At 71.4% G+C, this 25,631-nt stretch carries 19 protein-coding genes; 11 read left to right on the top strand and 8 right to left on the bottom strand.

What is annotated here, in order from left to right; genetic code table 11:
* Nucleotides 1-7: 7 nt before the first annotated feature.
* A complete protein-coding gene (locus AC0682_RS14630) occupies nt 8-3,607 on the bottom strand; it encodes a type I restriction endonuclease subunit R (protein ID WP_478533113.1) in 3,600 nt (1,199 codons plus the stop codon).
* 412 nt (nt 3,608-4,019) lie between these two features.
* A complete protein-coding gene (gene ychF / locus AC0682_RS14625) occupies nt 4,020-5,108 on the bottom strand; it encodes a redox-regulated ATPase YchF (protein WP_478533111.1) in 1,089 nt (362 codons plus the stop codon).
* Nucleotides 5,109-5,574: 466 nt separating this feature from the next.
* Between ychF and AC0682_RS14620 the strand changes: the two genes are divergently transcribed.
* Nucleotides 5,575-6,141 carry a DUF6542 domain-containing protein gene (locus AC0682_RS14620; protein ID WP_254813195.1) on the top strand — a complete coding sequence of 189 codons (567 nt, stop codon included), beginning with the start codon at nt 5,575-5,577 and terminating at the stop codon, nt 6,139-6,141.
* Nucleotides 6,142-6,321: 180 nt separating this feature from the next.
* On the opposite strand, the gene ppgK is transcribed toward AC0682_RS14620, so the two are convergent.
* On the bottom strand, nt 6,322-7,059 hold the full coding sequence (gene ppgK, locus AC0682_RS14615; RefSeq protein ID WP_478533109.1) for a polyphosphate--glucose phosphotransferase: 738 nt from the start codon (nt 7,057-7,059) through the stop codon (nt 6,322-6,324).
* Nucleotides 7,060-7,096: 37 nt separating this feature from the next.
* Nucleotides 7,097-8,137, bottom strand: a complete 1,041-nt coding sequence (locus tag AC0682_RS14610) for a 4-hydroxy-3-methylbut-2-enyl diphosphate reductase (RefSeq protein ID WP_437441591.1) — start codon at nt 8,135-8,137, stop codon at nt 7,097-7,099.
* An 88-nt stretch (nt 8,138-8,225) separates the two neighbouring features.
* Here AC0682_RS14610 and AC0682_RS14605 point away from each other — a divergent pair, with 88 nt between their 5' ends.
* The 4 genes from AC0682_RS14605 to AC0682_RS14590 all read left to right on the top strand — a co-directional run bounded on the left by AC0682_RS14605 (nt 8,226) and on the right by AC0682_RS14590 (nt 12,347).
* Entirely contained in the window at nt 8,226-9,635 is a 1,410-nt protein-coding gene (locus AC0682_RS14605) for an APC family permease (protein ID WP_478533107.1), read from the top strand.
* Between the two features lie 323 nt (nt 9,636-9,958).
* A complete protein-coding gene (gene xseA, locus AC0682_RS14600) occupies nt 9,959-11,179 on the top strand; it encodes an exodeoxyribonuclease VII large subunit (protein ID WP_478533105.1) in 1,221 nt (406 codons plus the stop codon).
* A 146-nt stretch (nt 11,180-11,325) separates the two neighbouring features.
* The gene (locus AC0682_RS14595; protein ID WP_254811781.1) at nt 11,326-11,571 is read left to right on the top strand and encodes an exodeoxyribonuclease VII small subunit; all 246 of its coding nucleotides are present in this window, start codon (nt 11,326-11,328) and stop codon (nt 11,569-11,571) included.
* Nucleotides 11,572-11,756: 185 nt separating this feature from the next.
* Nucleotides 11,757-12,347 (top strand): malonic semialdehyde reductase, encoded by a 591-nt coding sequence (locus tag AC0682_RS14590; protein WP_254811782.1) that lies wholly within the window; start codon nt 11,757-11,759, stop codon nt 12,345-12,347.
* Between the two features lie 76 nt (nt 12,348-12,423).
* Here the strand turns inward: AC0682_RS14590 and AC0682_RS14585 are convergent, their stop codons facing one another.
* Nucleotides 12,424-12,999 carry a DUF4245 domain-containing protein gene (locus AC0682_RS14585; protein WP_254811783.1) on the bottom strand — a complete coding sequence of 192 codons (576 nt, stop codon included), beginning with the start codon at nt 12,997-12,999 and terminating at the stop codon, nt 12,424-12,426.
* A gap of 184 nt (nt 13,000-13,183) precedes the next feature.
* Between AC0682_RS14585 and glpX the strand changes: the two genes are divergently transcribed.
* Nucleotides 13,184-14,215, top strand: coding sequence for a class II fructose-bisphosphatase (gene glpX, locus AC0682_RS14580; RefSeq protein WP_254811784.1), 1,032 nt, complete (start codon nt 13,184-13,186; stop codon nt 14,213-14,215).
* A 79-nt stretch (nt 14,216-14,294) separates the two neighbouring features.
* Here the strand turns inward: glpX and AC0682_RS14575 are convergent, their stop codons facing one another.
* Together AC0682_RS14575 and AC0682_RS14570 are read right to left on the bottom strand one after the other, a co-directional pair.
* Nucleotides 14,295-14,666 carry a WhiB family transcriptional regulator gene (locus AC0682_RS14575; RefSeq protein WP_254811785.1) on the bottom strand — a complete coding sequence of 124 codons (372 nt, stop codon included), beginning with the start codon at nt 14,664-14,666 and terminating at the stop codon, nt 14,295-14,297.
* Between the two features lie 166 nt (nt 14,667-14,832).
* A complete protein-coding gene (locus tag AC0682_RS14570) occupies nt 14,833-15,546 on the bottom strand; it encodes a DUF1707 SHOCT-like domain-containing protein (RefSeq protein ID WP_254811786.1) in 714 nt (237 codons plus the stop codon).
* Between the two features lie 240 nt (nt 15,547-15,786).
* Here AC0682_RS14570 and AC0682_RS14565 point away from each other — a divergent pair, with 240 nt between their 5' ends.
* Both AC0682_RS14565 and AC0682_RS14560 read left to right on the top strand, forming a co-directional pair.
* On the top strand, nt 15,787-17,454 hold the full coding sequence (locus AC0682_RS14565; protein ID WP_254811787.1) for a fumarate hydratase: 1,668 nt from the start codon (nt 15,787-15,789) through the stop codon (nt 17,452-17,454).
* A 500-nt stretch (nt 17,455-17,954) separates the two neighbouring features.
* Nucleotides 17,955-19,259, top strand: coding sequence for a M18 family aminopeptidase (locus tag AC0682_RS14560; RefSeq protein WP_478533102.1), 1,305 nt, complete (start codon nt 17,955-17,957; stop codon nt 19,257-19,259).
* Nucleotides 19,260-19,313: 54 nt separating this feature from the next.
* On the opposite strand, the gene AC0682_RS14555 is transcribed toward AC0682_RS14560, so the two are convergent.
* The gene (locus AC0682_RS14555; RefSeq protein ID WP_478533101.1) at nt 19,314-20,873 is read right to left on the bottom strand and encodes a ricin-type beta-trefoil lectin domain protein; all 1,560 of its coding nucleotides are present in this window, start codon (nt 20,871-20,873) and stop codon (nt 19,314-19,316) included.
* A gap of 107 nt (nt 20,874-20,980) precedes the next feature.
* Here AC0682_RS14555 and AC0682_RS14550 point away from each other — a divergent pair, with 107 nt between their 5' ends.
* From AC0682_RS14550 to AC0682_RS14540, 3 genes are all read left to right on the top strand, one after another.
* The gene (locus tag AC0682_RS14550; protein WP_254811790.1) at nt 20,981-22,396 is read left to right on the top strand and encodes a class II fumarate hydratase; all 1,416 of its coding nucleotides are present in this window, start codon (nt 20,981-20,983) and stop codon (nt 22,394-22,396) included.
* Nucleotides 22,397-22,511: 115 nt separating this feature from the next.
* Complete coding sequence (fomD, locus tag AC0682_RS14545) at nt 22,512-23,201, top strand: cytidylyl-2-hydroxypropylphosphonate hydrolase (protein WP_254811791.1); 690 nt, start codon at nt 22,512-22,514, stop codon at nt 23,199-23,201.
* 390 nt (nt 23,202-23,591) lie between these two features.
* Nucleotides 23,592-25,505: a SpoIIE family protein phosphatase gene (locus AC0682_RS14540; RefSeq protein ID WP_254811792.1), complete on the top strand. Its 1,914-nt coding sequence runs from the start codon at nt 23,592-23,594 to the stop codon at nt 25,503-25,505.
* Nucleotides 25,506-25,631: the final 126 nt, after the last annotated feature.

Raw genomic sequence — 25,631 nt, 5'->3', positions numbered from 1 at the left:
CCCTCACTCAAGCCAATTCCCGATTCAGCTCATCCAACAGTTCTAGCGCCTGGTTCCTGCCACCGAAGGCGTTCGCGAAGCCTGGGCCGCCGCCCTTTTCGGAGAACGGCATGTGGCCGAAGTCTTCGCGTTCCATGCCAAGATCGACCACAATCGCATCCTTGATCCGGTGCAGCCACCACAGCTGGTCATCTGTGAATTCCGCACCCGCCTGGCTCTGCCGCAGTAGCCAGCCTTCGAAGCGCTCCTCGACCACCGTACGGTACGGGCGCAGCTGGTCGTCCGCGCCGAGCGTGTAGCGGACCAGGTTCATGAGGTCACCCAAGCCGGCTGACTTCGCCAGCGACTCGGCCGCCTCGCCGACGAGCTCGTAGTGGTCCCAGATGACCTTCGGGGTCCAGTTCCGCCTGGTGGCCTTGATGGCCGCCATCAGTTCTTTCAGGTGGGCCCGCGCCTCCTGCGGCCGGACCCGCGAGCCGCTGCCGAGGATCACCTGGAGGGCCATCGCCTCCGCCGCCTCGTCGCGCTTGCGGCTCTCCAGGAGCTGGCGCCATTCCGCCAACTCCTTCGCTGCCCGCTCCTCCCTCGGGACCTCATTCACCTTCAGCGTGACCTCGGTCGTCGCGTCGTACGTGAGGTCGTGCTGCTGCTTGATGCCGATGATCAGCTTCCGCAGTTCCGGGTGTGTGGTCAGAGTCTCGACAGAGTCATGGACCAGCCGCCGCGCGCGATCCGCGCCGCCTTCCCGGTACGCCCGGTCCTGAGTGTCGACGTCCACCGCGTCGGTGATCTTCCGGACGATGTCCGCCAGTGGCACCCCGCCCGATGCCTGCTCGATCCGCTCCCGCTCCTCCTTCGTGAGCTTGCGGTCAAGTCGGGCCAGCCGGCGCCCGAGCGTCTCGGCCTGCTCGGCCGTCAGCGAGCGGCTGCCCGCCTTGTCCATCAGCTTGGTCAAGCTGACACTGCCGCCGTCCGGCGGCAGCATCGGGCGGGTGTCGACCAGCGGCGATGCTGTGACGCCCACCGCGTCGACCAGAACGAAACGGTCCTTGGCCAGGTCGGCGGCCGGATCTGGAGTGACCGCCTTCAGGTCGTCGGCGTCGATCGTGCGGGCGCCGCGTCCCTTCATCTGCTCGAAGAGGACAGGACTGCGAACGGCCCGCAGGAAGATCACGCACTCCAGGGCCTTGACGTCCGTACCCGTCGCGATCATGTCGACCGTGACGGCGACCCGCAGCAATGGCGAGTTTCGCAGGTCGTTGACGAGCTGCTCGGGGTCGTCGCCCTTGTCCCGGGAGCGGTAGGTGATCTTCTTGGCAAAGGCGTCTCCGCGCCCAAAGACCTCCTTGACCTGCTTGAGGACTTCGTCCGCGTGGTCATCGCTCGCCGCAAAGACCAGCGTCTTGGGCAGTTCGGTCCGGCCCGGGAACCAGCGCTGCCAGTTGTTCTTGTACGCGGTGAGGACGGCCCGGATCTCGTCCTCGGCAATCACCGTGCGGCCGATTTGGCCCACCGTGTAGACGAAGTCCTCGTCCAGCTCCTCGTAACGCTGGGCGCGGGTCTTGCGGTCGCGGATACGGACCGTCGTCCCCTTGTCAATCTTCGCGCCACCGTCCTCCCGTATGGAGGAGTCCATGGTGACCACGTCGAAGTCGACGTTGACGCCGTCGGCGACGGCTTGTTCGTAGGTGTACTCGGAGACCATGTTGCCGTCGAAGAAGCCCTTTGTCTGCCGCGTAGGGGTGGCGGTGAGGCCGACCAGGTGGGCGTCGAAGTAGTCCAGGACGCCACGCCACAGGCCATAGATGGAGCGGTGGCACTCGTCGATGACGATCAAGTCGAAGGACTCGATCGGGACGGCCGGGTTGTACTCGACGGTGACCGGGCGGTCGGTCATGTAGTTCTCGTCGAGGGTAGAGGAGTCCTCGCGGTCCTCTGCCTCAGCGGTATCCTCCAGCGGCTCGCCCTTGAGGAGCGCGTACATGCGCTGGATCGTGGAGACGACGACGGAGGACGTCTCCTGGAGACCGGACCGGCCGAGTGAGTCGACGTTGTAGAGGTCGGTGAACTTGCGGTTCTCGTCCGGCGTCTTGTAGCGGTCGAACTCAGCCTTGGCCTGGCGGCCGAGGTTGTTGCGGTCGACAAGGAAGAGAATGCGGCGCGCACGCGCGTGCTTGAGCAGCCGGTACGACGCGGTAACCGCGGTGTAGGTCTTGCCCGCACCAGTGGCCATCTGGATCAGTGCGCGCGGCTTGTCCTGGGCGAGTGAACTCTCCAGGCCGACGATCGCCTCCTCCTGTGCCGTACGCAGGTCGTGCGACTCCAGGACCGGCAGCGCGGTGCGCAGGGCGGCCCGGAAGGTGGGGGTGTCCGGGTGCTCTGTGGCCCGCTTCATCAAGGCAGCGAAGGTCTCCGGGCGGTGGAAAGCGAAAACCGAGCGGGAGCGGGCGTGCGGGTCGAGGAGATTGAGGAAGAACGTCTCGGCGCCGGTGGTGGCGTAGCGGAAGGCGAACGGTTCCCCCTCGCGCCAGACCGCCATGGAGTGCTCCTTGAGGACACCGCCCGCGTACCGCTCGTTCTGCGCGAGGGCGCCGGCCAAGGGGGTGCCCTCACGCTTGGCCTCGATAACGCCGACGATCATGCCATCGACATAAAGGACGTAGTCGGCGCGGCCGGTGGCCAGGCTGAACTCTCGGACCGCGACGCCCTGGGAGGCAAGTGGGTTGAGGTCGCCGTAATCCTGGACCGTCCAGCCAGCCTGGGTGAGCATCTCGTCGATGCGGACGCGAGCCTGCACCTCGTTGAGCGGCTCGGGCCGCTGGGCGCGGGCAACGATCGCCTCACGGGCGTTGACGCTGACCGGTCGGGGCTTGAGGCGCTCCTGGTCGTAACGGTCCTGGTGGGCGCGCCGGAGCCGCTCGATCTCGTCCCGGTGGCGGGCCACCTCCGCCTCGGACTCAGCACGGGCCCGCTCAGCGGCCTCGGTCAGCCTCTCGGCCTCCTCCCGGCCGCGCCGCTCGGCCTCCAGCCGGTCACCAACCTCGCTGAGGCGAGTTCGGGACTCGGCGAGGGTGCGCTGGTAGCGACCGAGCGCCTCGCGGAGTTCGGCCAGCTCGGCAGATCCGCCCGCCACCTCACTAGGCAGCTGGGGCGGCACGAACGCAGCGATCTCTCGCACGTCGTCGATCGCGCGGGAGAAGAACTGGCCGAGGTGAAAGCAGAGTTCGACGGCTTTGAGGGCCTTGCTGGTGTCGAAGAGGTGATTATGCGCGGCGTCGTTGCGCCCCCGGCGGAGCGTGTCAAAGGCGTCCCGAGTGCGACCGGGGAGCAGGCCGGCGCGCTGGAGTCCGGCCAGCCGGTCGATCTGCCGGGTTCCCTCGACGCGTACTCCGGCCCGCTGCACCAGCTCCTCGGCAAGCACCTCGCCGAACTGGCCGCAGGCAACGTACGAAACGTTGGGGTTGGTGAAGACGGACTGCTCGGCCTGTGCGCCGTAGATCGCCAGCAGGGGCTGCATCGTGTAGAGCCGCCCGAAGTTGGGAGACCTCCGGGCCGCTGCCTTCAGCTGCTCCGGGACTTGCTCACGACGCCGTGCCTGCCCGCTCATACGCTGCTGCTCCTTGACCAGGCCACATCCGGCCCCTACCTGTGACAAGACCTCTTAGCCTATGCCCAACTAAGCGATCTGATCTGGCAAATAAACCGTTCACGACAAGATCCACTGCCTCGCCCCCGCCGCCCGTGCAGGGACAGATTGGCTCACCCGTCTCGAGCGCCAGACCTGCGTTCCGTGCCGCGAGCTAGCTCCAGAGGTAGCACCGAAATCGCAATGTCAGCACGGGACAACATCCCGGGGGTGGCCACAGGTGCCGACAGGTGATCACTTCCGGCCCTCTGGGACAGCACCCAGCGCCAAAGCACCACTAGACCTGCATTGAGCCGTCAGAGGGGCCCATCTCGACTGAGGGACCCCTTTTGACGTGCAACTCTGCAGGGTGGAAATGTAATTGAAGATTCAATTAAACATTGAAGCGGAACTCCACGACGTCCCCGTCCTGCATGACGTACTCCTTGCCCTCCATGCGCGCCTTGCCCTTGGCGCGGGCCTCGGCGACCGAGCCCGTCTCGACCAGGTCGTCGAAGGAGATGATCTCCGCCTTGATGAAGCCCTTCTGGAAGTCGGTGTGGATCACACCGGCCGCCTCGGGGGCCGTGGCACCCTTCTTGATGGTCCAGGCGCGGGCTTCCTTCGGGCCGGCCGTGAGGTAGGTCTGCAGGCCCAGGGTGTCGAAGCCGACGCGGCCGAGGGTGGCGAGGCCGGGCTCCTCCTGGCCCATGGACTGGAGGAGCTCCAGGGCCTCGTCGTCGTCCAGCTCGATCAGCTCGGACTCGATCTTGGCGTTGAGGAAGATGGCCTCGGCGGGGGCGACCAGGGCCCGCTGCTCGTTCTTGAAGTCCTCGTCGACCAGCTCGTCCTCGTCGACGTTGAAGACGTAGAGGAACGGCTTGGTGGTGAGCAGGTGCAGCTCGTGGAGGAGCTGGCCCTTCTCGGTGGCGGCGGTGATGCCCGCGGCGAAGAGGGTCTGGCCGGACTCCAGGATCTTGCGCGCGTCCTCGACCGCGGCGAGCACCGCGACCTTCTCCTTCTGGAGGCGGGACTCCTTCGTCAGGCGCGGGATCGCCTTCTCGACGGACTGGAGGTCGGCGAGGATCAGCTCGGTGTTGATCGTCTCGATGTCGTCCTTGGGCGAGACCTTGCCGTCGACGTGGACGACGTTCTCGTCCCTGAAGGCGCGGATGACCTGGCAGATCGCGTCGGACTCCCGGATGTTCGCCAGGAACTTGTTGCCCAGGCCCTCGCCCTCCGACGCGCCGCGCACGATGCCGGCGATGTCGACGAAGTCCACCGTGGCCGGCAGGAGCTTCTGGGAGTTGAAGATCTCCGCGAGCTTGTTCAGGCGCGGGTCCGGGACGCCGACCACGCCGACGTTCGGCTCGATCGTGGCGAACGGGTAGTTGGCCGCCAGCACGTCGTTCTTGGTCAGGGCGTTGAACAGGGTCGACTTGCCGACATTCGGCAGACCGACGATTCCGATCGTGAGCGACACTTTGGCGACTTCCTGGAGTGAGGAGGGGGTCAGGGGCGTCCGGGCCGGGCCCGGCTGTCCGGGCCTGGTCACGGAGTGGACCGGTTCTCCAGTTTACGGGCGGGGGCGCGTGGCCCCGCACGGGTCCGTCCCAGGGGCGCAGTGGGGTGGGGCGGGACGGAGTGGACGGCGCGGCGGGGTCGGCGCGGTGGACGCTGTGAGTCCCGTACGTGCAGCCCCGAACAGGGGCCGGTTTCGGCCGTGCGGCGTCGAACGCAGCGCCAAGGTCGGCCAAAGCGCGTGTCCAACGCCTGATTCCTCCCGCCCCGCGACCTACGTTGTCCCCGTGGAGCAGCCCAGGACACGTCCCCCGCAGCGCAGGCCCTCGCCGTCCCTCCGGCCGGCGGCCCCACCCCATGCGGTCGCGCCGGGGGCCTTCGGGGAGTCCGCCACCGTCTACCGGGCGGCGGGGCGCCCCGCGCCGCCCGTGCTGCTGGCGCTGCGGCGTCTTCCCAACCCCCGGCTCACCGGCATCGGGGCCGGGCTGTTCGCCTCGCTCACCATGTTCGTGCTCGCCTGCCTGGACCGGCTGCTGTTCGACAGCTCCGAACTGGTCTACGGACTGCTGTTCCTGCCGGTGAGCGCGCTCACCGCGCTCTGGGTGCGCCCCGCCGACCTGGTCACCGCGCCGATCAGCGTGCCCATCGCCTTCGCCGTCGGGGTCTTCCCGATCTCCGGTGGGTCCAGCGGTTTCGGCGGGCAGACCATGGCCCTGGTCACCGCGCTCGCCGTGCACGCCGGCTGGCTGTACGGCGGGACGCTGATCGCCGGCCTCATCGCTTCCGTACGCAAGGTCCGGCACATGCGGGCCCGCCGGCGGCACCTCGCCCTTCAGGGGCGTACGGGGGATGGGGGAGGCGGAGGAAGAGGGCAGGCGCGGCGGCCGGTGGGCGGTGGCTCCCAGAAGGTCGCCGGGGCGGCCGCACGGGCCGGTGGGCCGACAGGTCGCCCCCGGGCCGACGGACCGGCCGAGCGGCCCCGGGCCAGCCGGTAGCAGGTAGCCGGTAGCCGACGCTCCGGGCTGGTGAGCGGAAGGCCCATGGGCGGAAAGCCCTTCAGCGGGCCGGTGGGCGCAAGGCCCGTAGGCGGAAAGCCGGTGGACCGGCGGCCGGAAGGCACCGCGAGTCGGAGGGCCCAACGGGCCGGAGAGCCTTGGTCAGCAGGCGGGCAGGCCCTACCTCCCCGCCGCCGCCATCGCCGCGCCGACGATCCCCGCGTTGTTCTGCAGCTCCGCCGGGACGATCTCCGCACGGACCTTCTCGATCAGTGGCAGGAACTTCTCCGCCTTGCGGCTCACGCCTCCCCCGATGATGAACAGCTCGGGCGAGAACAGCATCTCCACGTGCAGCAGATACTTCTGCACCCGGTGCGCCCAGTGCTGCCAGCTGAGGTCCTCGTCCTCACGGGCCTTCGTGGAGGCGCGCTTCTCCGCCTCGTGGCCGTGCAGCTCCAGGTGACCCAGCTCGGTGTTGGGGACGAGGCGGCCGTCGACGAAGATCGCGCTGCCGATGCCCGTACCCAGCGTCAGCATGACGACCGTGCCCTCACGGCCCCGGCCCGCCCCGAACGTCATCTCCGCGACCCCGGCGGCGTCCGCGTCGTTCAGGATCGTGACGGGCTGCCCGACCCGGTCGCCCAGCAGGGCGCGGGCGTCGGTGTCGATCCAGCCCTTGTCGACATTGGCCGCCGTACGCGTGGTGCCGTCCGTGACGACGCCCGGGAAGGTGATCCCGATCGGGCCCGACCACTCGAAGTGGCCGACGACCTCGGCCACGCAGTCGGCCACGCGGTCGGGCGTGGCCGGCTGCGGTGTCAGCACCTTGTGGCGCTCGCGCGCCAGGTCTCCTCGGTCCAGATCCACGGGAGCGCCCTTGATCCCGGATCCGCCGATGTCCACGCCGAAGATCTCCATGGCAACACCGTACGGGCAGGCCGGGCGCCGTGCGCGGCTACTCGGCGGAAAGGGCGGCGGCCTCGGCACGCAGGTCGCGGCGGAGCTCCTTGGGGAGCGAGAACGTGATCGACTCGTCGGCCGTCTTGACCGTCTCCACGTCCGAGTAACCCCGCTCCGCGAGCCATTCCAGGACGCCGTCGACGAGGACGTCCGGCACCGATGCTCCCGAGGTCAGGCCGACCGTGGTCACGCCCTCCAGCCACGCCTCGTCGATCTCGCTCGCGAAGTCGACCAGGTGGGCGGCGGGGGCGCCCGCGTCGAGGGCGACCTCGACCATGCGGATCGAGTTCGAGGAGTTCTTCGAGCCGACCACGATGACCAGCTCGGCCTCCTCGGCCAGCTTCTTCACCGCGATCTGGCGGTTCTGCGTGGCGTAGCAGATGTCGTCGCTGGGCGGCGAGAGGAGGTTCGGGAACTTCGACTTGAGCGCGTCCACCGTCTCCATCGTCTCGTCGACGGAGAGCGTCGTCTGCGAGAGCCACACGACCTTCGACTCGTCCCGGACCTCGACGTTCGCCACGTCCTCGGGGCCGTCGACCAGCTGGATGTGGTCGGGGGCCTCACCGGAGGTGCCGATGACCTCCTCGTGGCCCTCGTGGCCGATCAGGAGGATGTCGTAGTCCTCCTTGGCGAACCGGACGGCCTCCTTGTGGACCTTGGTGACCAGCGGGCAGGTCGCGTCGATGGTGGCGAGCTTGCGCTCGGCGGCCTCCGCGTGGACGGTGGGCGCGACTCCGTGCGCGGAGAACATCACGATGGAGCCCTCGGGGACCTCCGCGGTGACATCCACGAAGATCGCGCCCTTCTTCTCCAGGGTCTGCACGACGTACTTGTTGTGCACGATCTCGTGACGGACGTAGATCGGGGCCCCGTACTGCTCCAGGGCCTTCTCGACGGCGATCACGGCACGGTCCACGCCCGCGCAGTAGCCGCGGGGAGCGGCGAGCAGGACACGGCGGGTGTTACTGCGGCGCGTAGCGCCTCCACTCGGGGCGGCGGCGGGTGACGGGCTGGGCGTTGCAGTCATGCGTCCCATCGTAAGGCCGTACCGGACAGGCGCCATGACGTCCCGGTGGACAGACTGGTCGCGACGAGTGGTCACGGTCGGTGAGGGTGGAGGGTTCATGGCGTCGGTCCCGGGGAGCGCCAGCGGTGGCGGCAGCGGCCGTGCCGGCGGCAGCAGCGTTCAGGAGGGGCGGCTGCGGCGGACTCTCGGGTTCCGGGATCTCGTCGTCTACGGGCTCCTCTTCATCGCCCCCATGGCCCCGGTGGGCATCTTCGGCACCCTGGACGCCAGGTCGGGCGGTTCGGTGGCCCTCGTCTATGTCGTGGCCACCGTCGTCATGGGGTTCACCGCCTTCAGCTACGCCCAGATGGTGCGGGTCGCGCCCTTCGCGGGCTCGGTCTTCACGTATGCCCGTAAGGGGCTCGGGGAGGGGCCCGGGTTCATCGCGGGATGGATGGCGATGCTCGACTACCTCCTCATCCCGGCCGTCGCCTACCTCTTCTCCGGGATCGCGATGAACGCCCTGGTCCCCGAGGTGTCGCGGTGGGTGTGGACCGCAATCGCCGTGCTGATCACCACGCTGCTCAATCTGTGGGGGGTGCGGGCGGCCGCGCGGGTCGGGTTCGCCGTGCTGGCCATGGAGATCGTGGTGCTGCTGGTCTTCGCGGTGTCGGCCGTGGTCGTCCTCGTACGGGACGGGGCGCAGCGCGAGTGGCTGTCGCCGCTGACCGGGGATGCGGCGTTCTCCACGGCGGCGGTGCTGGGCGCGGTCTCGGTGGCCGTGCTGTCGTATCTGGGGTTCGACGCCATCGCCTCGTTCGCGGAGGAGGTGACGGGCGGGTCGCGGAAGGTGGCGCGGGCGGTGCTGTTCTGCCTGGTGCTGGCAGGTGTGCTGTTCATCGCCCAGACCTATCTGGCGGCGCTGCTGGAGCCGATGAGCTCGGCCGAGTTGGCGGCGGACCCGGCGGCGCAGGGGTCGGCCTTCTACGACACGGTCGACGCCTCCGTCGGGCCCTGGCTGCACGATCTGGTGGCGGTGAGCAAGGCGATCGGTGCGGCGTTCGCGGCGCTGGCGGGCCAGGCGGCGGCCGGGCGCCTCCTCTTCGCGATGGCCCGGGAGCGGCGGCTGCCGCATCTCCTCGCCACGGTGGACCCGAAGTCGGGCGTGCCGCGGCTCGCGATCCTGAGTGCGGCCGTCGTGACGCTGGTGGCGGCGGTGTGGGCGGCCCGGCGCGACGACGGGCTGGAACATCTGGTGTCGGTGGTGGACATCGGGGCGCTGACCGCGTTCGTGCTGCTGCACGCGTCGGTGGTCGGCTGGTTCGTCGTACGGCGGATGGGCGGGGCGCCCGTCTGGTGGAAGCACGTGCTGGTGCCGGTGGTGGGGGCGGGGATCCTCGTCGCCGTCATCGTGGAGGCGACGACGAGCGCGCAGGTGGTGGGGTTGTGCTGGCTGGGCGTGGGGTTCGCGGTGCTCACGGTGCAGGGGGCGGGCGCGCGGGGGACGGGGAGCGGGCGGGGACGATGAGGGGGCCGTTCCCGGTGGGGTGAGGGCGCCCGTCCCCGGTGCGGTGAGGGGGCCGTTCCCGGTGGGGTGAGGGCGCCCGTCCCCGTACGGGAGCGGCTCTGCCCTGTACGGGGACGGGCGGGTCGGTCCTGTACGGGGGCGGGTCGGCCCTCGGGGAGGTGGGCTCGTGCCCGTGCGGGGTGCCCCGCCCCCACCTGTCCGGTTGGGGCCGCGGTCGTGCCGGGCTCGTGCCTATGCGGGGTGCCCCGTTCCCGTGCAGCGGGCGCTCGGTCCTCTTCAGAGGACGCCTTCCGTTGTCCGTGCGTCCCGATACGCTCGGTCGCATGGCTCTCAACACGTCCGCGGAAGCGCCGCTGCCCGTCGGCGAGGTGTCACGCCTGATCGGGGGGTGGATCGACCGGCTCGGTGCCATCTGGGTGGAGGGGCAGATCACCCAGCTGTCGCGCCGGCCCGGCGCCGGGGTCGTCTTTCTGACCCTGCGCGATCCGTCGCACGACATCTCGGTGAGCGTCACCTGCTTCCGGCAGGTGTTCGACCGGATCGCCGACGTGGTGAGCGAGGGCGCGCGGGTGGTCGTCCTCGCCAAGCCCGAGTGGTACGCGCCCCGGGGGCAGCTGTCGCTGCGGGCCACCGACATACGGCCGGTCGGTATCGGTGAGCTGCTGGTGCGGCTGGAGCAGCTGAAGAAGTCGCTGGCCGCCGAGGGGCTCTTCGCGCTGGACCGGAAGAAACCGCTCCCCTTCCTGCCGCAGCTCATCGGGCTGGTCTGCGGGCGGGCCTCCGCCGCCGAGCGCGATGTCCTGGAGAACGCCCGCCGCCGCTGGCCCGCCGTGCGCTTCGAGGTCCGCAACACCGCGGTGCAGGGGGTGAACGCGGTCGCCCAGGTGGTCCAGGCCGTCGAGGAGCTGGACGCGCTGCCCGAGGTGGACGTGATCGTGGTGGCCCGGGGCGGCGGCAGCGTGGAGGATCTGCTGCCGTTCTCCGACGAGCAGCTGATCCGGACGGTGGCCGGCTGCCGTACGCCGGTGGTCTCCGCGATCGGCCACGAACCGGACTCCCCGCTGCTGGACCTGGTGGCCGACCTGCGCGCCTCCACACCCACCGACGCGGCCAAGAAGGTCGTCCCGGACGTGGGCGAGGAGCTGGAGCGGGTGCGGCAGCTCCGCGACCGGGCCCTGCGGACCGTCCGGGGCGTTCTGGACCGCGAGGAGCGGGGCCTCGCGCACACCCTGGGGCGCCCCTCGATGGAGCACCCCCAGCGGCTGGTGGACGAGCGGGCGGCGGAGGTCGACGCGCTCGTCGGGCGCAGCCGCCGGGTGCTGGGCCATCTGCTGGACCGGGCCGATTCGGAGCTGGCGCACACCCGGGCCCGGGTCGTCTCGCTCTCGCCCGCCGCGACACTGGAGCGGGGGTACGCGGTGCTCCAGCGGCCCGACGGCCATGTCGTGCGCTCCCCCGCCGAGGCCGGGGGGCCCGGCGAGCCACTGCGGGCACGGGTGTCGCAGGGCGAGTTCACGGTCCGGGTGGACACGCGGGAGCCGTAGACGCACGGGAGGCCGCAGGGGGCACGGCGGGGAGCAGGGGCGCGGGCCCGTCGCGGGCCACGCGGGAGTCGTGGGGCGGCAGGCGCCACGCGGCGGGTCGGCAGCGGCCCGTGGCGACGGATATCGGCAGATCTAGGGTGGATCACATGACGGAAGACGGTACGGCGGCGGCTGCCGCGACGAACACGCTCGGGTACGAGCAGGCGCGGGACGAGCTGATCGAGGTCGTACGCCGACTGGAGGCGGGCGGTACGACGCTGGAGGAGTCCCTGGCCCTGTGGGAGCGGGGCGAGGAGCTGGCGAAGATCTGCCGCCGCTGGCTGGAGGGCGCCCGGGCCCGCCTGGACGCGGCGCTGGCCCGTCCGGAGGAGGACGAGCCCTCCGGCGCCTGACGTCGGGTCCGTTCGACCGCCGGTCCGCGATGCCCCGACGGCCGGTCCGCATGCCGTGAACGCCGGTCCGCCGTGTGGAGTGGACCACTCCACTCCAGTTTTAGTTGAAAGTTAACCTACCTCTCCGTTACGGTTCAGCGCGTTGCTTACACGTGCACACATCCCCGTCCGGAAGGCCTGTCCCGATGTCCCTCGTTCTCGACCCCGCCGCCCAGGACCTCCTTTTCCGCGAGGCCCGCACCGCCAACACCTTCACCGACGAGCCCGTGACCGACGAGCAGGTCCAGGCGATCTACGACCTGGTGAAGTTCGGCCCCACCGCCTTCAACCAGTCGCCGCTGCGCATCGTCCTGGTCCGCTCCGCCGAGGGCCGCGAGCGGCTGGTGCAGCACATGGCCGAGGGCAACCGCCCCAAGACCGCCACCGCCCCGCTGGTCGCGATCCTGGCCGCCGACAACGAGTTCCACGAGGAGCTTCCGGCCCTGCTGCCGCACTTCCCGCAGGCCAAGGACATGTTCTTCTCCGAGCGCCCGGCCCGGGAGTCGGCCGCCGGCCTCAACGCCGCGCTCCAGGCCGCCTACTTCATCATCGGCGTCCGGGCCGCCGGCCTGGCCGCCGGACCGATGACCGGTTACGACGCCGCCGGCATCCAGAAGGAGTTCCTGGACGACGACCACACCCCGCTGATGGTCGTCAACATCGGCAAGCCGGGCGAGGACGCCTGGTTCCCGCGCAGCCCGCGCCTCTCGTACGACGAGGTCATCACCACCGTCTGAGCGGCCACGCGGAAGGCGCCGTGCGAAAGGGGCCCCGGAACACCCTGTGCTCCCGGGCCCCTTCGCGTACGCATGGTCAGGAAGCCGACGCGGAAGCCGACGGCGACGGCGCAGCGCCTGCCGTCGGCTCCGTCCTCAGCGCCTCGACCATCTCCACCAGCCGCTCCTTGGGCGCGGAGCCCGTCACCACGGTGGTGTGGCCCTCCTCGGGCAGGACCAGGGCGTCGTACTTCTCGCCCTCCCAGTACTGCCACTCCCGGCCCGCGATCGTCTCCGTCGTGCCGGTGTTCTTCGCCTTCTGGCTGACCTGGGGGACGTACTCGCGCGGGGTGGCGGTGGACTGCTCGACCGCGACGTACTTGCCGTCCGGGTCGAGGAAGCCGAGGTGCCAGGCCTTGCCCGCGGCACCGTCGTAGGAGACGGAGGTCGGCTTCCACGCCTCTGGCAGGCCCTCCGGCGCGGCGACCGGGTAGGGGGCGGTGAAGCGCACCGTCGCCAGCTCCACGGAGAAGTCGACCCGCTTGACCGGGTCGAGGTTCTCGTCGTGCGGAACGAACATGTAGATGACGCCCGCACAGGCGGCGGTCACCAGGGTCGACAGAAACATGTTCCGGACCGTCTGCTTGCCTCGCTTGCTTGCCACGGCATCCATGGTGGCACGCGGCCCGTCGCCCCCGGACGCAGGGTCGGGCCGATCGGGGGCCCTGACGGTGGGTGGCGGCGGAGACACGGAACGGGGCGCTCATGCGTGACCCGCCCTGCTCATTTTATCGACCTACCGATAGAGTCACAGCACCCTCATATCCGGTCGTCGCCGTACAGAAAGGTGCGCTCCGATGTCCGAGCATCATCTGCCGTCCCAACTGGAGGTCTCCCCGGAGGCCCCCGACCGCAACCTGGCCCTGGAGTTGGTCCGGGTCACCGAGGCCGCCGCGATGGCCGCCGGGCGCTGGGTGGGCCGCGGCGACAAGATCGGCGCCGACGGCGCCGCCGTCAAGGCCATGCGCACCCTCGTCTCGACCGTCTCGATGAACGGCGTCGTCGTCATCGGTGAGGGGGAGAAGGACGAGGCCCCCATGCTGTTCAACGGCGAGCGGGTCGGTGACGGCACCGGCGCCGAGGTCGACATCGCGGTCGACCCGATCGACGGCACCACCCTCAACGCCAAGGGCATGCCGAACGCGATCGCCGTGCTGGCGGCGGCCGACCGCGGGGCGATGTTCGACCCGTCCGCGGTCTTCTACATGGACAAGCTGGTCACGGGGCCCGAGGCGGCGGACTTCGTCGACATCAACGCCCCCGTGTCGGTGAACATCCGCCGGGTCGCGCGGGCGAAGAACTCCACGCCCGAGGACGTCACCGTCGTCGTCCTGGACCGCCCGCGTCACGAGGGCATCGTCAAGGAGATCCGCGAGACCGGCGCCCGGATCAAGTTCATCTCCGACGGCGACGTGGCGGGCTCGATCATGGCCGCCCGCGAGGGCACCGGCGTCGACCTGCTGATGGGCATCGGCGGCACCCCCGAGGGCATCATCTCGGCGTGCGCCATAAAGTGCCTGGGCGGGGTCATCCAGGGCAAGCTCTGGCCCAAGGACGAGGCGGAGCGGCAGAAGGCGCTGGAGGCGGGCCACGATCTGGACCGGGTGCTCTCCACCGACGACCTGGTCGGCGGCGACAACGTGTTCTTCGTGGCGACGGGGATCACCGACGGTGAGCTGATGCGCGGTGTGCGGTACCGCGCGGAGACAGCGACCACCGAGTCGATCGTGATGCGCTCCAAGTCCGGCACGATCCGGACGATCTCCTCGACGCACCGGCTGTCGAAGCTGCGCGCCTACAGCGCCATCGACTTCGACCGCGCGCAGTAGGAGCGGTAGCGGGGAAGCGGGCGGAAGAGAGGGGGCGCGGGGCCATGGGCCTCGCGCCCCCTCCCCCGCCGGTTCCTCCTCAGCCCGCCGCGGCTATGCGCTCCGCCGGTGCGGCGGCGGTCAGTTCGATGTCGCGCCGGCGACGGCGGGCCAGCGCGACCCGGCGCTCGGCGGCGGTGAGGCCGCCCCACACCCCGTACGGCTCGGGCTGCAGCAGCGCGTGCTCCCGGCACGCGACCATCACCGGACAGCGGGCGCAGACCCGCTTGGCGGCCTCCTCACGGGCCAGTCGGGCGGCGGTCGGCTCCTTCGACGGGGCGAAGAACAGCCCGGCCTCGTCCCGGCGGCACACCGCCTCCGAGTGCCAGGGGCCCGCCTCGTCCTCCCGGACGGGGGTCCGCTGGGCAGGAACGGCGGCGACCTGCAGAGGCTGATGCGGCGGTTGCAGCACGGTCTACTCCTGACGACGGCTACGGCTTCGCGAGCGAGAGACGATGCAGCAGTGCATACCCGCTGCGTGTACGGCTATGCACGCAGCGGCACCGGCGCACGGGGCGGGGCAAGGGCTCCGTGCGCCGTTCTGGCTGATTCCCGAAGGTGCCTCCGTCGGGCCGCCGTCAGTGTCCGAGGTGCTTGCGCAGCCGCCGCTGGAGGTCCGCGACGAACTTGCCCCGCTTGGGCTTCGCCTCCACGCTGCCGAGCACCGCGTAGCCGTTCACGACGACGACCGGGGCCTCCGGATCGTCCGACTCCGCCGCCCGGATCTCGAAGCTGCCGAGCACGCCCGAGCCGTTGCCGCGCAGCGTGACGTTCTGCGGCACCCGGATCTCGACGCTGCCGAAGATCGACGTCGCGTTGATGACGGTGAGTCGTTGGCCGAAAAGCGCCTCCGTCAGATCGATCTCCACGCTGCCGAAGAGCGAGAAGGCGTTCGTCCGGGGACCGACGCGCCAACGGCCCTTGCGGACGGCGCTGCTGAAGACCGCCACGAGGTTGTCGGTCGGCCCGTCGGGGGCCTCGGGGCCGTACGCGTACGGCTGCGGGGCCGGGCGCGGGGTGGCGGGGCCGTCGGCGACGGCGGGCAGATCGCGGACCAGGGGCTGGAGTTCGCCGACGGTCTTCGCCCGGTAGACCAGGTCGACCCGCTCGGCGTGCTCGTCCGCCGTCAGGCGCCCCTCGGCCAGCGCCTCCCGCAGGATGTCCGCGGTCCGGTCGCGGTCGGCGTCGGAGGCGCGGAGGGAGTCAGCGGGCGCGAACTCGGCGGGCGAGACCCGGGCGGCCGACGGGGCGGCCGGTGCGGCGGGCTGCTGGGGCTGCTTCTCTAGGTCCACCGCCCCAGCCTACCCAAACGCGATAGATCGCGACTACCCCTCCGAGCGGTGTGCCCACGGCCGAAGGGCCTGCCCGCGCGCCGCGGGAAGGCCCTTCCCGGCGGGCCTCCACCGTGCCGTGGCGGGGCGGCCTCCAGGTGAGCCTTACCTCACAGGGTCGACCCGGAGGCGGCGTTCTACCCTGGTTGACGCGCTGCCCGAGGGAGGCCAGCCGCTGTCGCCGAGTGAGGAATGGCCGTCATGGCAGAGTTTGCGTACTCCGATCTGCTCCCCCTGGGGGAGGACACCACGCCGTACCGTCTGGTGACCGCCGAGGGTGTGTCCACCTTCGAGGCCGACGGCCGCACGTTCCTCAAGGTCGAGCCGGAGGCGCTGCGCACGCTCGCCGCCGAGGCCATGCACGACATCTCGCACTACCTGCGCCCGGCCCACCTGGCGCAGCTGCGGCGGATCGTGGACGACCCGGAGGCCTCCTCCAACGACAAGTTCGTGGCGCTGGACCTCCTCAAGAACGCCAACATCGCCGCCGCGGGCGTCCTGCCGATGTGCCAGGACACCGGCACCGCGATCGTCATGGGCAAGCGCGGGCAGAACGTGCTGACCGAGGGCCGTGACGAGGAGGCCCTCTCGCACGGGATCTTCGACGCGTACACCGAGCTCAACCTGCGCTACTCGCAGATGGCCCCGCTGACCATGTGGGACGAGAAGAACACCGGCTCCAACCTCCCGGCGCAGATCGAGCTGTACGCCACCGACGGCGGCGCGTACAAGTTCCTGTTCATGGCGAAGGGCGGCGGCTCGGCCAACAAGTCGTTCCTCTACCAGGAGACGAAGGCCGTCCTCAACGAGGCCTCCATGATGAAGTTCCTGGAGGAGAAGATCCGCTCGCTCGGCACCGCGGCCTGCCCGCCCTACCACCTGGCGATCGTGGTCGGCGGCACGTCGGCGGAGTTCGCGCTGAAGACCGCCAAGTACGCCTCCGCGCACTACCTGGACGAGCTGCCCGCCGAGGGCTCCCCCACCGGGCACGGCTTCCGGGACAAGGAGCTGGAGGAGAAGGTCTTCGAGCTGACGCAGAAGATCGGGATCGGCGCGCAGTTCGGCGGCAAGTACTTCTGCCACGACGTGCGCGTGGTGCGCCTGCCCCGGCACGGGGCCTCGCTCCCCGTCGCCATCGCCGTCTCCTGCTCGGCCGACCGGCAGGCCACCGCGAAGATCACCGCCGAGGGCGTCTTCCTGGAGCAGCTGGAGAAGGACCCGGCCCGCTTCCTGCCGGACACCACCGACGAGCACCTCGACGAGGCCGGTGACGTCGTGGAGATCGACCTCAACCGGCCGATGGACGAGGTGCTGGCCGAGCTGACCAAGTACCCGGTGAAGACCCGGCTCTCGCTGACCGGCCCGCTGGTCGTGGCGCGCGACATCGCGCACGCCAAGATCAAGGAGCGGCTGGACGCGGGCGAGGAGATGCCGCAGTACCTCAAGGACCACCCCGTCTACTACGCGGGCCCGGCGAAGACGCCCGAGGGGTACGCCTCCGGCTCCTTCGGCCCGACGACGGCCGGCCGGATGGACTCGTACGTCGAGCAGTTCCAGGCCGCGGGCGGCTCGAAGGTGATGCTCGCCAAGGGCAACCGCAGCAAGCAGGTCACCGACGCCTGCGGTGCGCACGGCGGCTTCTACCTCGGCTCGATCGGCGGCCCGGCGGCCCGCCTCGCGCAGGACTGCATCAAGAAGGTCGAGGTCGTCGAGTACGAGGAGCTGGGCATGGAGGCGGTCTGGCGGATCGAGGTCGAGGACTTCCCCGCGTTCATCGTGGTCGACGACAAGGGCAACGACTTCTTCACCGAGCCCGCCCCCGCACCGACGTTCACCAGCATTCCGGTCCGGGGCCCCGGCCTGGGCTGATATCGGCAGCGGTAGAGAGAGGGGGCGTCCGTTCGGGCGCCCCCTCTGCCGTGTCCGGGGCGGTGTTCGACCCCCGACACCACCCCCGTACGTCGAGATCAAGCCAATCTCGCGACAGCGGACGCCCGCCGGGCCGCCGGGCCCGGAGCGCGTGCGCCCCGCGCGAGCCCCCTTCCGCCGGTCCTCGCGCGGGCCGTGCTCCCGTCACGGGCAGGGCGCTGTCAGCTCGGCCGAACGGACCCCGCACCACCAGGCGTTAGGCAATGCCCCGGGCTCCTGCACCGGGCGCCGCAGTCCCCGCACCCGGCGGATGGTGGCCCCCGCACCGCCGCTTTCCCGCAGCTCTCCGCCGTACGGGCTTGCGCCGGGCCGGGGCGGCGCGAAGGGTTATCGAACGTTCCTGGAATTCTCCACCGGCCCGACCCGCCGGGCACGCCTCGACGCCCCGCGGGTCCTTCGCCCGCGCAGCCACTGCCGAACCCCGGAAAGGCGGACGCCGCATGACCCCGGCCCCCCACCGCAGCCACACCGACGACCTGCTCGCCTTCATCGCCGCCAGCCCGTCCCCGTACCACGTGGTCGCGAGCGCCGCCCAGCGGCTGGAGAAGGCCGGGTTCCGCGAGCTTCTCGGCACGGACGACTGGACCGGGGCCACCGGCGGCTGCTTCGTCGCCCGGGCCGGTGCGCTGATCGCGTGGTACGTCCCCGAGGGCGCGCCCGCGCACACCCCGTTCCGGATCGTCGGCACCCACACCGACTCGCCGAACCTGCGGATCAAACCCGCACCGGACACCGGCAGTTCGGGGTGGCGCCAGATCGGCGTGGAGATCTACGGCGGGGTCCCGCTCAACACCTGGCTCGACCGGGACCTCGGCATATCCGGCCGGCTGGCCCTGCGCTGCGGCCCGGACGGCACCCCGCGCACCCGGCTGGTCCAGCTCGACGAACCCCTGCTCCGCGTACCGCAGTTGGCGATCCACCTGGACCGCTCGGTCAACGAGGGGGTGGCGCTGGACCGGCAGCGCCACATCGCCCCGATCTGGGCGCTGGGGGATCCGCGCGAGGGCGAGCTGCTGCGGCTGGTGGCGGCGGCCGCCGGGGAGGACCCGGCCGACGTGCTGGGCTGGGACCTGATGCTGCACGACATCCAGCCGCCCGGATACCTGGGCGCCGAGCGGGAGTTCGTCGTGGCCTCCCGGCTGGACAACCAGGTCTCGGTGCACGCCGGAGTGACCGCCCTGGTGGGCGCCGCGACCGGGGCCACCGAGCCGCCCTTCGTCCCCGTACTGGCCGCCTTCGACCACGAGGAGGTCGGCAGCGGCTCGGAGACCGGCGCCCAGAGCCCGCTGCTGGAGCGGGTCCTCTCCCGCTCGGTGGCGGCCCGGGGCGGCAGCGACGAGGACTGGTCGCGGGCGCTGGCGGGCGCGTTCTGCGTCTCCGCCGACATGGCCCACGCGGTCCACCCCAACTACGCGGAGCGCCACGACCCCGACCACCGCCCGCTGCCCAACGGCGGCCCCACCGTCAAGGTGAACGTCAACCAGCGGTACGCCACCGACTCCACCGGCATCGCGGTCTTCACGGCCGCCTGCGAGCGGGCGGGCGCCCCCTGGCAGCCCTTCGTCTCCAACAACGCGATGCCCTGCGGCACCTCGATCGGCCCCCTCACCGCCGCCCGCCTCGGCGTCACCACCGTGGACGTGGGCGTACCGGGCCTCTCGATGCACTCGGCGCGCGAGCTGTGCGGGGTCGACGACCCGGCGTATCTGGCGGCCATCCTGGGCGCGGTGATGGCGGGGCGGTGACCGCGGCAGGTGGGTGGAGGGCACGCCCCGCCACCCGCCTGCCGCCGAACGCGCCTACGCGAACCGCTGCTTCGCGCTGCCGTCGCACGTCTGGAGCCTGAGCGGGTCCTTGGCCCCCGCCAGCGTCAGACAGAGCCCGGTCGCGGCGGCCGGGCGGATGGTGCCCGCCTGGCGGACGAACGCCTGGTTGGCCGCGCCCGCGCAGTTCCACACGATGAGCGTGGCGCCCGCGGTGTACTTGGCTCCGGGGACGTCCAGGCACCGGTCGTGGCTGAGCGCGGTGCGCAGGGTCTGCGTGCCGGTGTCGTACCACCAGTCCTGGTTGCGGCCGCCGTGGCAGTCCCAGCCGCCGATCGCGGTGCCGTTGCGGGTCACCGAGGCGGGGACGTCCACGCAGGCGCCGGTGGCCTCGTTCCGTACGGGGGTGAACAGGTCGTCCCAGGCCCCGGGCTGGAGGACCGGGGTGCCCGTGCTGGCCGGGTCGGCGCAGCTCGCCTCGCGGAGGCCGGACGTGTACAGCTGGGTGAGGCAGGAGGCGAAGGCCCGGTGGCCCGCGGCGTTGGGGTGGAAGGACTGGCGTACGGAGTTCTCGTCGGGCAGTCCGGGCTTGCTCAGGTCGATGTAGAGCCCGCGCGCCCAGGGGGCCTCGCTGCACACCTCATGGCCGTGGAAGAGGCGCGAGTTGTCGAGATAAGTGGCGCCCGTGGAGGCGGCCGCCTTGCGCATGCCGACCTGGAAGGCGGGGACGGCGGTGTTGCGCCCCCAGACGGTGTCGGAGTCGTACCCCATGCCGCCGCAGATGAGCTTGCCGGGGAAGTTCGGGTTGTCCCGGAAGTCGGGGCCGATCGGACTCGGGTAGCCCATCAGGACGAGCTTGTAGTCGTCGTGTCCGTATCCGGCGCCCGTCATCACTGTCCGCAGATCGCGGACCGTCGCCTCGACCTTGGGGACCAGCGCGTCCACGCGGGCCTGCCAGCCGCCCGCGTACTTGGGCTCGCACGGGCCCTGGAGGGTGATGTAGCGGACCACGCAGTCGGTCATGACCGGGCCGAACTGGAGGTCGTCGTTGGCCCCTGCGACCAGGAGGACCATCTTGATCCGGGTGTTGCGGGCCTTGATGGCGAGGCTGTCGCTCTGGACCAGCTCATCGGCGTACTGCTTGTTTCCGCCGATTCTGATGTTCCCGGTATAGGCACCGGAGCAGGAGACGTTGTACGTGACGTCCGCCGCGATGCCCGTGCGGTGGATGGCGGCCTCCGGCGAGCGGTGGCACCAGTTGTCCGGTCCGTTGGTGCCGGGGTCGTAGGTGCCGACGCCTTCGCCGGAGATCTCGCTGTCGCCCAGCGAGATCAGTCCGGTCTTGCGTTCGGCGAGCGGCCGTTCGGCCGGACTGCCGTACAGCTGGGTGGCCTCCGCCGCCCGGATCGCTTCGAGCGCGGGCGGGAGAGGAGTGGATGCGAGTGTGCCGGTGCCGGTACCCGCATCGGCCGCGCCGGCCGGTCCGGCGACCGCCAGCGTGGTGGCGGCCACCGCGAACACGGCGGTGACGGCGGCCGTACGGCGGAGCCGGCGAAGGCTGCGGAGCCCTCGGATTCTGAGCCTGGTGCGCCTCATTGCGCCTCCCGGGTGAGTGGTTACCCCGGGTATTTACTGGCCGGTAGGCGACTTGGGAATAGCTGGAACAAGACATGTGCTCATCTTTTGCAGGAGGTTTAAACACGATGGCCGACGCGACGACAGATCCGCGGGACAGCGCGGAGTTCCGGATCGAACATGACTCGATGGGTGAGGTGAAGGTCCCCCTTCACGCCAAGTGGCGGGCGCAGACCCAGCGGGCGGTGGAGAACTTCCCGCTCTCCGGGCAGCGGCTGGAGCGGGCGCACATCGAGGCGCTGGCCCGGATCAAGGGCGCGGCCGCCAAGGTCAACGCCGAACTGAAGGTGCTGGACCCACAGATCGCGGACGCGATCCAGGAGGCGGCGGCCGAGGTCGCGTCGGGCCGCTGGGACGCGCACTTCCCGGTCGACGTCTTCCAGACGGGCTCCGGCACCTCGTCGAACATGAACACCAACGAGGTCATCGCCACCCTCGCCACCGAGCGGCTCGGCCGCGAGGTCCACCCCAACGACCACGTCAACGCCTCGCAGTCGTCCAACGACGTCTTCCCCTCCTCCATCCACATCGCGGCGACCGCCGCCGTGACCGCCGACCTGATCCCCGCGCTGGACCATCTGGCGGAATCCCTGGGGCGGAAATCAGCCGAGTTCGCGGAGGTCGTCAAGTCCGGCCGTACGCATCTGATGGATGCCACCCCGGTCACCCTCGGCCAGGAGTTCGGCGGCTACGCGGCCCAGATCCGCTACGGCGTGGAGCGGCTGCGCGCCTCCCTGCCGCGACTGGCCGAACTCCCCCTGGGCGGTACGGCGGTGGGCACCGGTATCAACACCCCGCCCGGCTTCTCCGCCGCCGTGATCGCGGAGGTGGCGAAGGCCACCGGGCTGCCGCTGACCGAGGCCCGCGACCACTTCGAGGCACAGGGGGCCCGGGACGGGCTCGTGGAGACCTCGGGCCAACTCCGCACGATCGCCGTCTCGCTGACGAAGATCTCCAACGACCTGCGGTGGATGGCCTCCGGGCCGCGCACCGGCCTCGCGGAGATCAACCTCCCCGACCTCCAGCCCGGCTCCTCGATCATGCCCGGCAAGGTCAACCCGGTGATCCCGGAGGCGGTCCTGATGGTCGCCGCCCAGGTCACCGGGAACGACGCCACGGTCGCGACGGCGGGCGCGGCGGGCAACTTCGAGCTGAACGTGATGCTCCCGGTCATCGCGAAGAACCTGCTGGAGTCCGTACGGCTGCTGGCGGGCGCCTCCCGGCTGCTGGCCGACCGCACGGTGGACGGCATCACCGCCAACGTCGAGCGGGCCCGCGCCTACGCGGAGTCCTCCCCCTCGGTGGTCACCCCGCTCAACAAGTACATCGGCTACGAGGCGGCGGCGAAGGTCGCCAAGCAGTCGCTCGAGGACGGCACCACGATCCGCGAGACCGTGCTGGCCGCCGGATACGTCGAGCGCGGCGAACTGACCGTGGAACAACTGGACGAGGCGCTCGACGTGTTGCGGATGACACGGCCGTGACGCAGGGGTCGCCCGGGGCCCAGGGGGCACACGGGTGACCCCCGTGACGTCTTCCGGGCACACCGGGTGACCTGAGTCGCAGCGGGCGGGTGCGGACGATCCGTAAGATCCATCCATGACAGGTACGGGAGAGTGCGCACGCTGGGCGCCGGGGGACCAGATTCTCTGGCGCTACCGCGACAACGGCCGGGCCGCCCACCGGCCGCCCGGCGGGTCGCCCGTGCACATCTGCCGCCCGGTGACCGTCGTCCAGGACACCGCCGAGCTGCTCGCTGTCTGGATGGCACCCGGCACCGAGTGCGTCCGGCCGGTCCTGGCCGACGGCACCCAGGTGCACGCCGAGCCGCTCGCCACCCGCTACACCGCTCCGCGCACCACGGCCCGCTCCACCTGGTTCGGCGCCGGGGTGCTGAAGCTGGCCCGGCCCGGGGACCCCTGGTCGGTCTGGCTCTTCTGGGACCGGGGCTGGCTCTTCCGGAACTGGTACGTGAACCTGGAGGAGCCGCACACCCGGTGGTCCGGAGGGGTGGATTCCGAAGACCACTTCCTCGACATCTCCGTGCACCCGGACCGGAGCTGGAAGTGGCTCGACGAGGACGAGTTCGCCCAGGCGCAGCACGTCGGCCTGATGGACCGGGCGACCGCCGCCCGGGTCCGGGAGGCGGGGCTCGCGGCGGTCGAGGTGATCGCGGCGTGGGGCTCGCCGTTCCGGGACGGCTGGGAGCACTGGCGGCCCGATCCGGGGTGGCCGGTTCCGCCGCTGCCGGATGACTGGGACCGCACCCCTGCCCATATGCCGACGTGAGACCCTGGACGCACCCCGCGGGGGCCCGGTCGGCAGGCCCGGATCCCCGAGGGAGGCGCCGGCCGGGCCGGCGCGCACCACACCGGATCTGACCACGAGTCATCGCACCGGTCGTGCGGAACGGCGGGCCACGCACCCGGCCGGGCCGCCCGGTCGCAGGCCACCACGAGGGGGTGGAGAGGTGTTCGCTGCCCGCTGCCGCCCCGCCGTGGGCGCTCCGGCCGCCGGAGGGGCCGTCGTCGTCCGGCCATCCTGCGGACGTTCGGTTTCGGCCCCGCCTGGCGGGGCATCCGCAGACAGCCGTTGTCCTCATGGCGGTCGCCGGGGCACAGTGGCGCCCCACGGGGCGACTGCCTCATACAACCGGCCCGGACGGACGGAATCCCACGCGTGACGGAGCACCCCACCTCCCACGAAGGCCGGCAGCCTCTCGCCGCCCGGCCGCAGGAGCGCACCCGGCCCCGGCAGCAGGACGCCACGGCCGCGGCCGCCGCTGCCTCCGCCGCTGCCGCGATCCCGTCTCCGGCCGCCGCGCCGAACCCGGGGACCGGACCGGCCGCTCTCGCCGACGCCCAGGCGGCCGCCCGCCGCGAGGGCGACCGGCTGCGCTTCGTCGGCGCGGCGACCCGGCGGATCGCCCGGGGCATCGATCTGGACGAGATCGTGCTCGGGCTCTGCCGGGCGAGCGTGCCGACCTTCTCCGACGCGATCCTGGTCTACCTGCGCGACCCGCTGCCGGTCGGGGACGAGCGGCCGGTGAGCCCGTTCGTCCTGCGGCTGCGCCGGAGCGACCGGCTCCGCCACACCGACGAGGACGGCGAGGCGGCCCCCGAGACCGAGCGGCTGCGCCCGCTGTTCACCGACCCGACGGCCGATCTGATGCCCGCCGCCGAGCTGTGCGAGGTGCGGGCGGGCGGCGCGCTGGCGGAGGTGCTGCGCGGGGTGCGGCCGGTCTTCGGCGACTCGGCGGCGGCCCGCGCCGCCCTGCCCGAGCTGCTGGGCGCCGGGCGGCCGGTCCCCACCGGCCACCGGGCGATCCTGGCCCCGCTGCGCGGCAGACGCCGGGTGATCGGCGCGGCCGTCTTCGTCCGGTCGCCGGAGCGGCCCGCGTTCGAAGCCAGCGATCTGCTGGTCGCCGCCCAGCTGGCGACGCACACCGCGCTCGGCATCGACAAGGCCGTGCTGTACGGGCGCGAGGCCTACATCGCGGACGAGTTGCAGCGCACGATGCTCCCCGACTCGCTCCCCCAGCCCACCGGCGTACGCCTGGCGTCGCGCTATCTCCCGGCGGCCGAGACGGCCCGGGTCGGCGGCGACTGGTACGACGCGATCCCGCTGCCCGGCAGCCGGGTCGCCCTGGTCGTCGGGGATGTGATGGGCCACTCCATGACCTCCGCCGCGATCATGGGCCAGCTGAGGACCACGGCCCAGACCCTGGCCCAGCTGGACCTGCCGCCGCAGGAGGTGCTGCACCACCTCGACGAGCAGGCGCAGCGGCTCGGCAGCGACCGCATGGCCACCTGCCTCTACGCGGTGTACGACCCGGTCGCGCACCGGATCACCATCGCCAACGCCGGACACCCGCCGCCCGTGCTGCTGCACCTGGGCGGCCGGGCCGAGGTGCTGCGGGTGCCGCCGGGCGCCCCGATCGGGGTGGGTGGGGTCGACTTCGAGGCCGTCGAGCTGGACGCGCCCGCCGGAGCCACCCTCCTCCTCTACACCGACGGTCTCGTCGAGTCGCGGCTGCGGGACGTGTGGACGGGCATCGAGCAGCTGCGGGAGCGCCTCGCGGCCACCGCACAGCTCACCGGGGACGACCACTCCCCGCCGCTGGAGGCCCTCTGCGACGACGTGCTGGACATGCTGGGCCCGGGCGACCGGGACGACGACATCGCCCTGCTCGCCGCCCGCTTCGACGGGATCGCGCCGAGCGATGTGGCGTACTGGCACCTGGAGCCGGAGGACGCGGCTCCGGGGCGGGCCCGCAGGCTGGCCCGGCGGGCGCTCGCCCGGTGGGGCCTGGAGGAGCTGTCCGACGAGGTGGAGCTGCTGGTCAGCGAGGTCGTCACCAACGCGGTGCGCTATGCGGAGCGGCCCGTGACGCTGCGGCTGCTGCGGACGGACATCCTGCGGTGCGAGGTGGGCGACGACTCCCCTCAGCTGCCCCGGCAGCGCCGGGCGCGTGACACGGACGAGGGCGGGCGCGGGCTGTTCCTGGTCAACCGGCTGGCCCGGCGGTGGGGTGCGACCCGGCTGTCGACGGGCAAGGTCGTCTGGTTCGAGATGGCCACGCGGAGCCAGTAGACGCGGACGGGTGGGGGGGGGGGGGGGGGGGGGGCGCGCCCCCCCCCCCCGGGGGGGTGGGGGTGGTTCCACCCCCCCCCCTTCACCCCGTCCCCCCAGCCCGCACCCCCCCCCCTCCGGCCGAGG

It is taken from the genome of Streptomyces sp. NPDC043746 (assembly GCF_056436485.1).
The sequence above is the reverse complement of the archived record's forward strand: the minus strand, read 5'-3'. Positions and strand labels throughout refer to the sequence as shown.

Bases quoted from the DNA above. Each gene is read 5' to 3' on its own strand.
- AC0682_RS14630 (WP_478533113.1), bottom strand. From the start codon at position 3,607: ATGAGCGGGCAGGCACGGCGTCGTGAGCAAGTCCCGGAGCAGCTGAAG.
- ppgK (WP_478533109.1), bottom strand. From the start codon at position 7,059: ATGGAGATCTTCGGCGTGGACATCGGCGGATCCGGGATCAAGGGCGCT.
- AC0682_RS14610 (WP_437441591.1), bottom strand. From the start codon at position 8,137: ATGGGACGCATGACTGCAACGCCCAGCCCGTCACCCGCCGCCGCCCCG.
- AC0682_RS14605 (WP_478533107.1), top strand. From the start codon at position 8,226: ATGGCGTCGGTCCCGGGGAGCGCCAGCGGTGGCGGCAGCGGCCGTGCC.
- xseA (WP_478533105.1), top strand. From the start codon at position 9,959: ATGGCTCTCAACACGTCCGCGGAAGCGCCGCTGCCCGTCGGCGAGGTG.
- AC0682_RS14595 (WP_254811781.1), top strand. From the start codon at position 11,326: ATGACGGAAGACGGTACGGCGGCGGCTGCCGCGACGAACACGCTCGGG.
- AC0682_RS14590 (WP_254811782.1), top strand. From the start codon at position 11,757: ATGTCCCTCGTTCTCGACCCCGCCGCCCAGGACCTCCTTTTCCGCGAG.
- AC0682_RS14585 (WP_254811783.1), bottom strand. From the start codon at position 12,999: ATGGATGCCGTGGCAAGCAAGCGAGGCAAGCAGACGGTCCGGAACATG.
- glpX (WP_254811784.1), top strand. From the start codon at position 13,184: ATGTCCGAGCATCATCTGCCGTCCCAACTGGAGGTCTCCCCGGAGGCC.
- AC0682_RS14565 (WP_254811787.1), top strand. From the start codon at position 15,787: ATGGCAGAGTTTGCGTACTCCGATCTGCTCCCCCTGGGGGAGGACACC.
- AC0682_RS14560 (WP_478533102.1), top strand. From the start codon at position 17,955: ATGACCCCGGCCCCCCACCGCAGCCACACCGACGACCTGCTCGCCTTC.
- AC0682_RS14555 (WP_478533101.1), bottom strand. From the start codon at position 20,873: ATGAGGCGCACCAGGCTCAGAATCCGAGGGCTCCGCAGCCTTCGCCGG.
- AC0682_RS14550 (WP_254811790.1), top strand. From the start codon at position 20,981: ATGGCCGACGCGACGACAGATCCGCGGGACAGCGCGGAGTTCCGGATC.
- fomD (WP_254811791.1), top strand. From the start codon at position 22,512: ATGACAGGTACGGGAGAGTGCGCACGCTGGGCGCCGGGGGACCAGATT.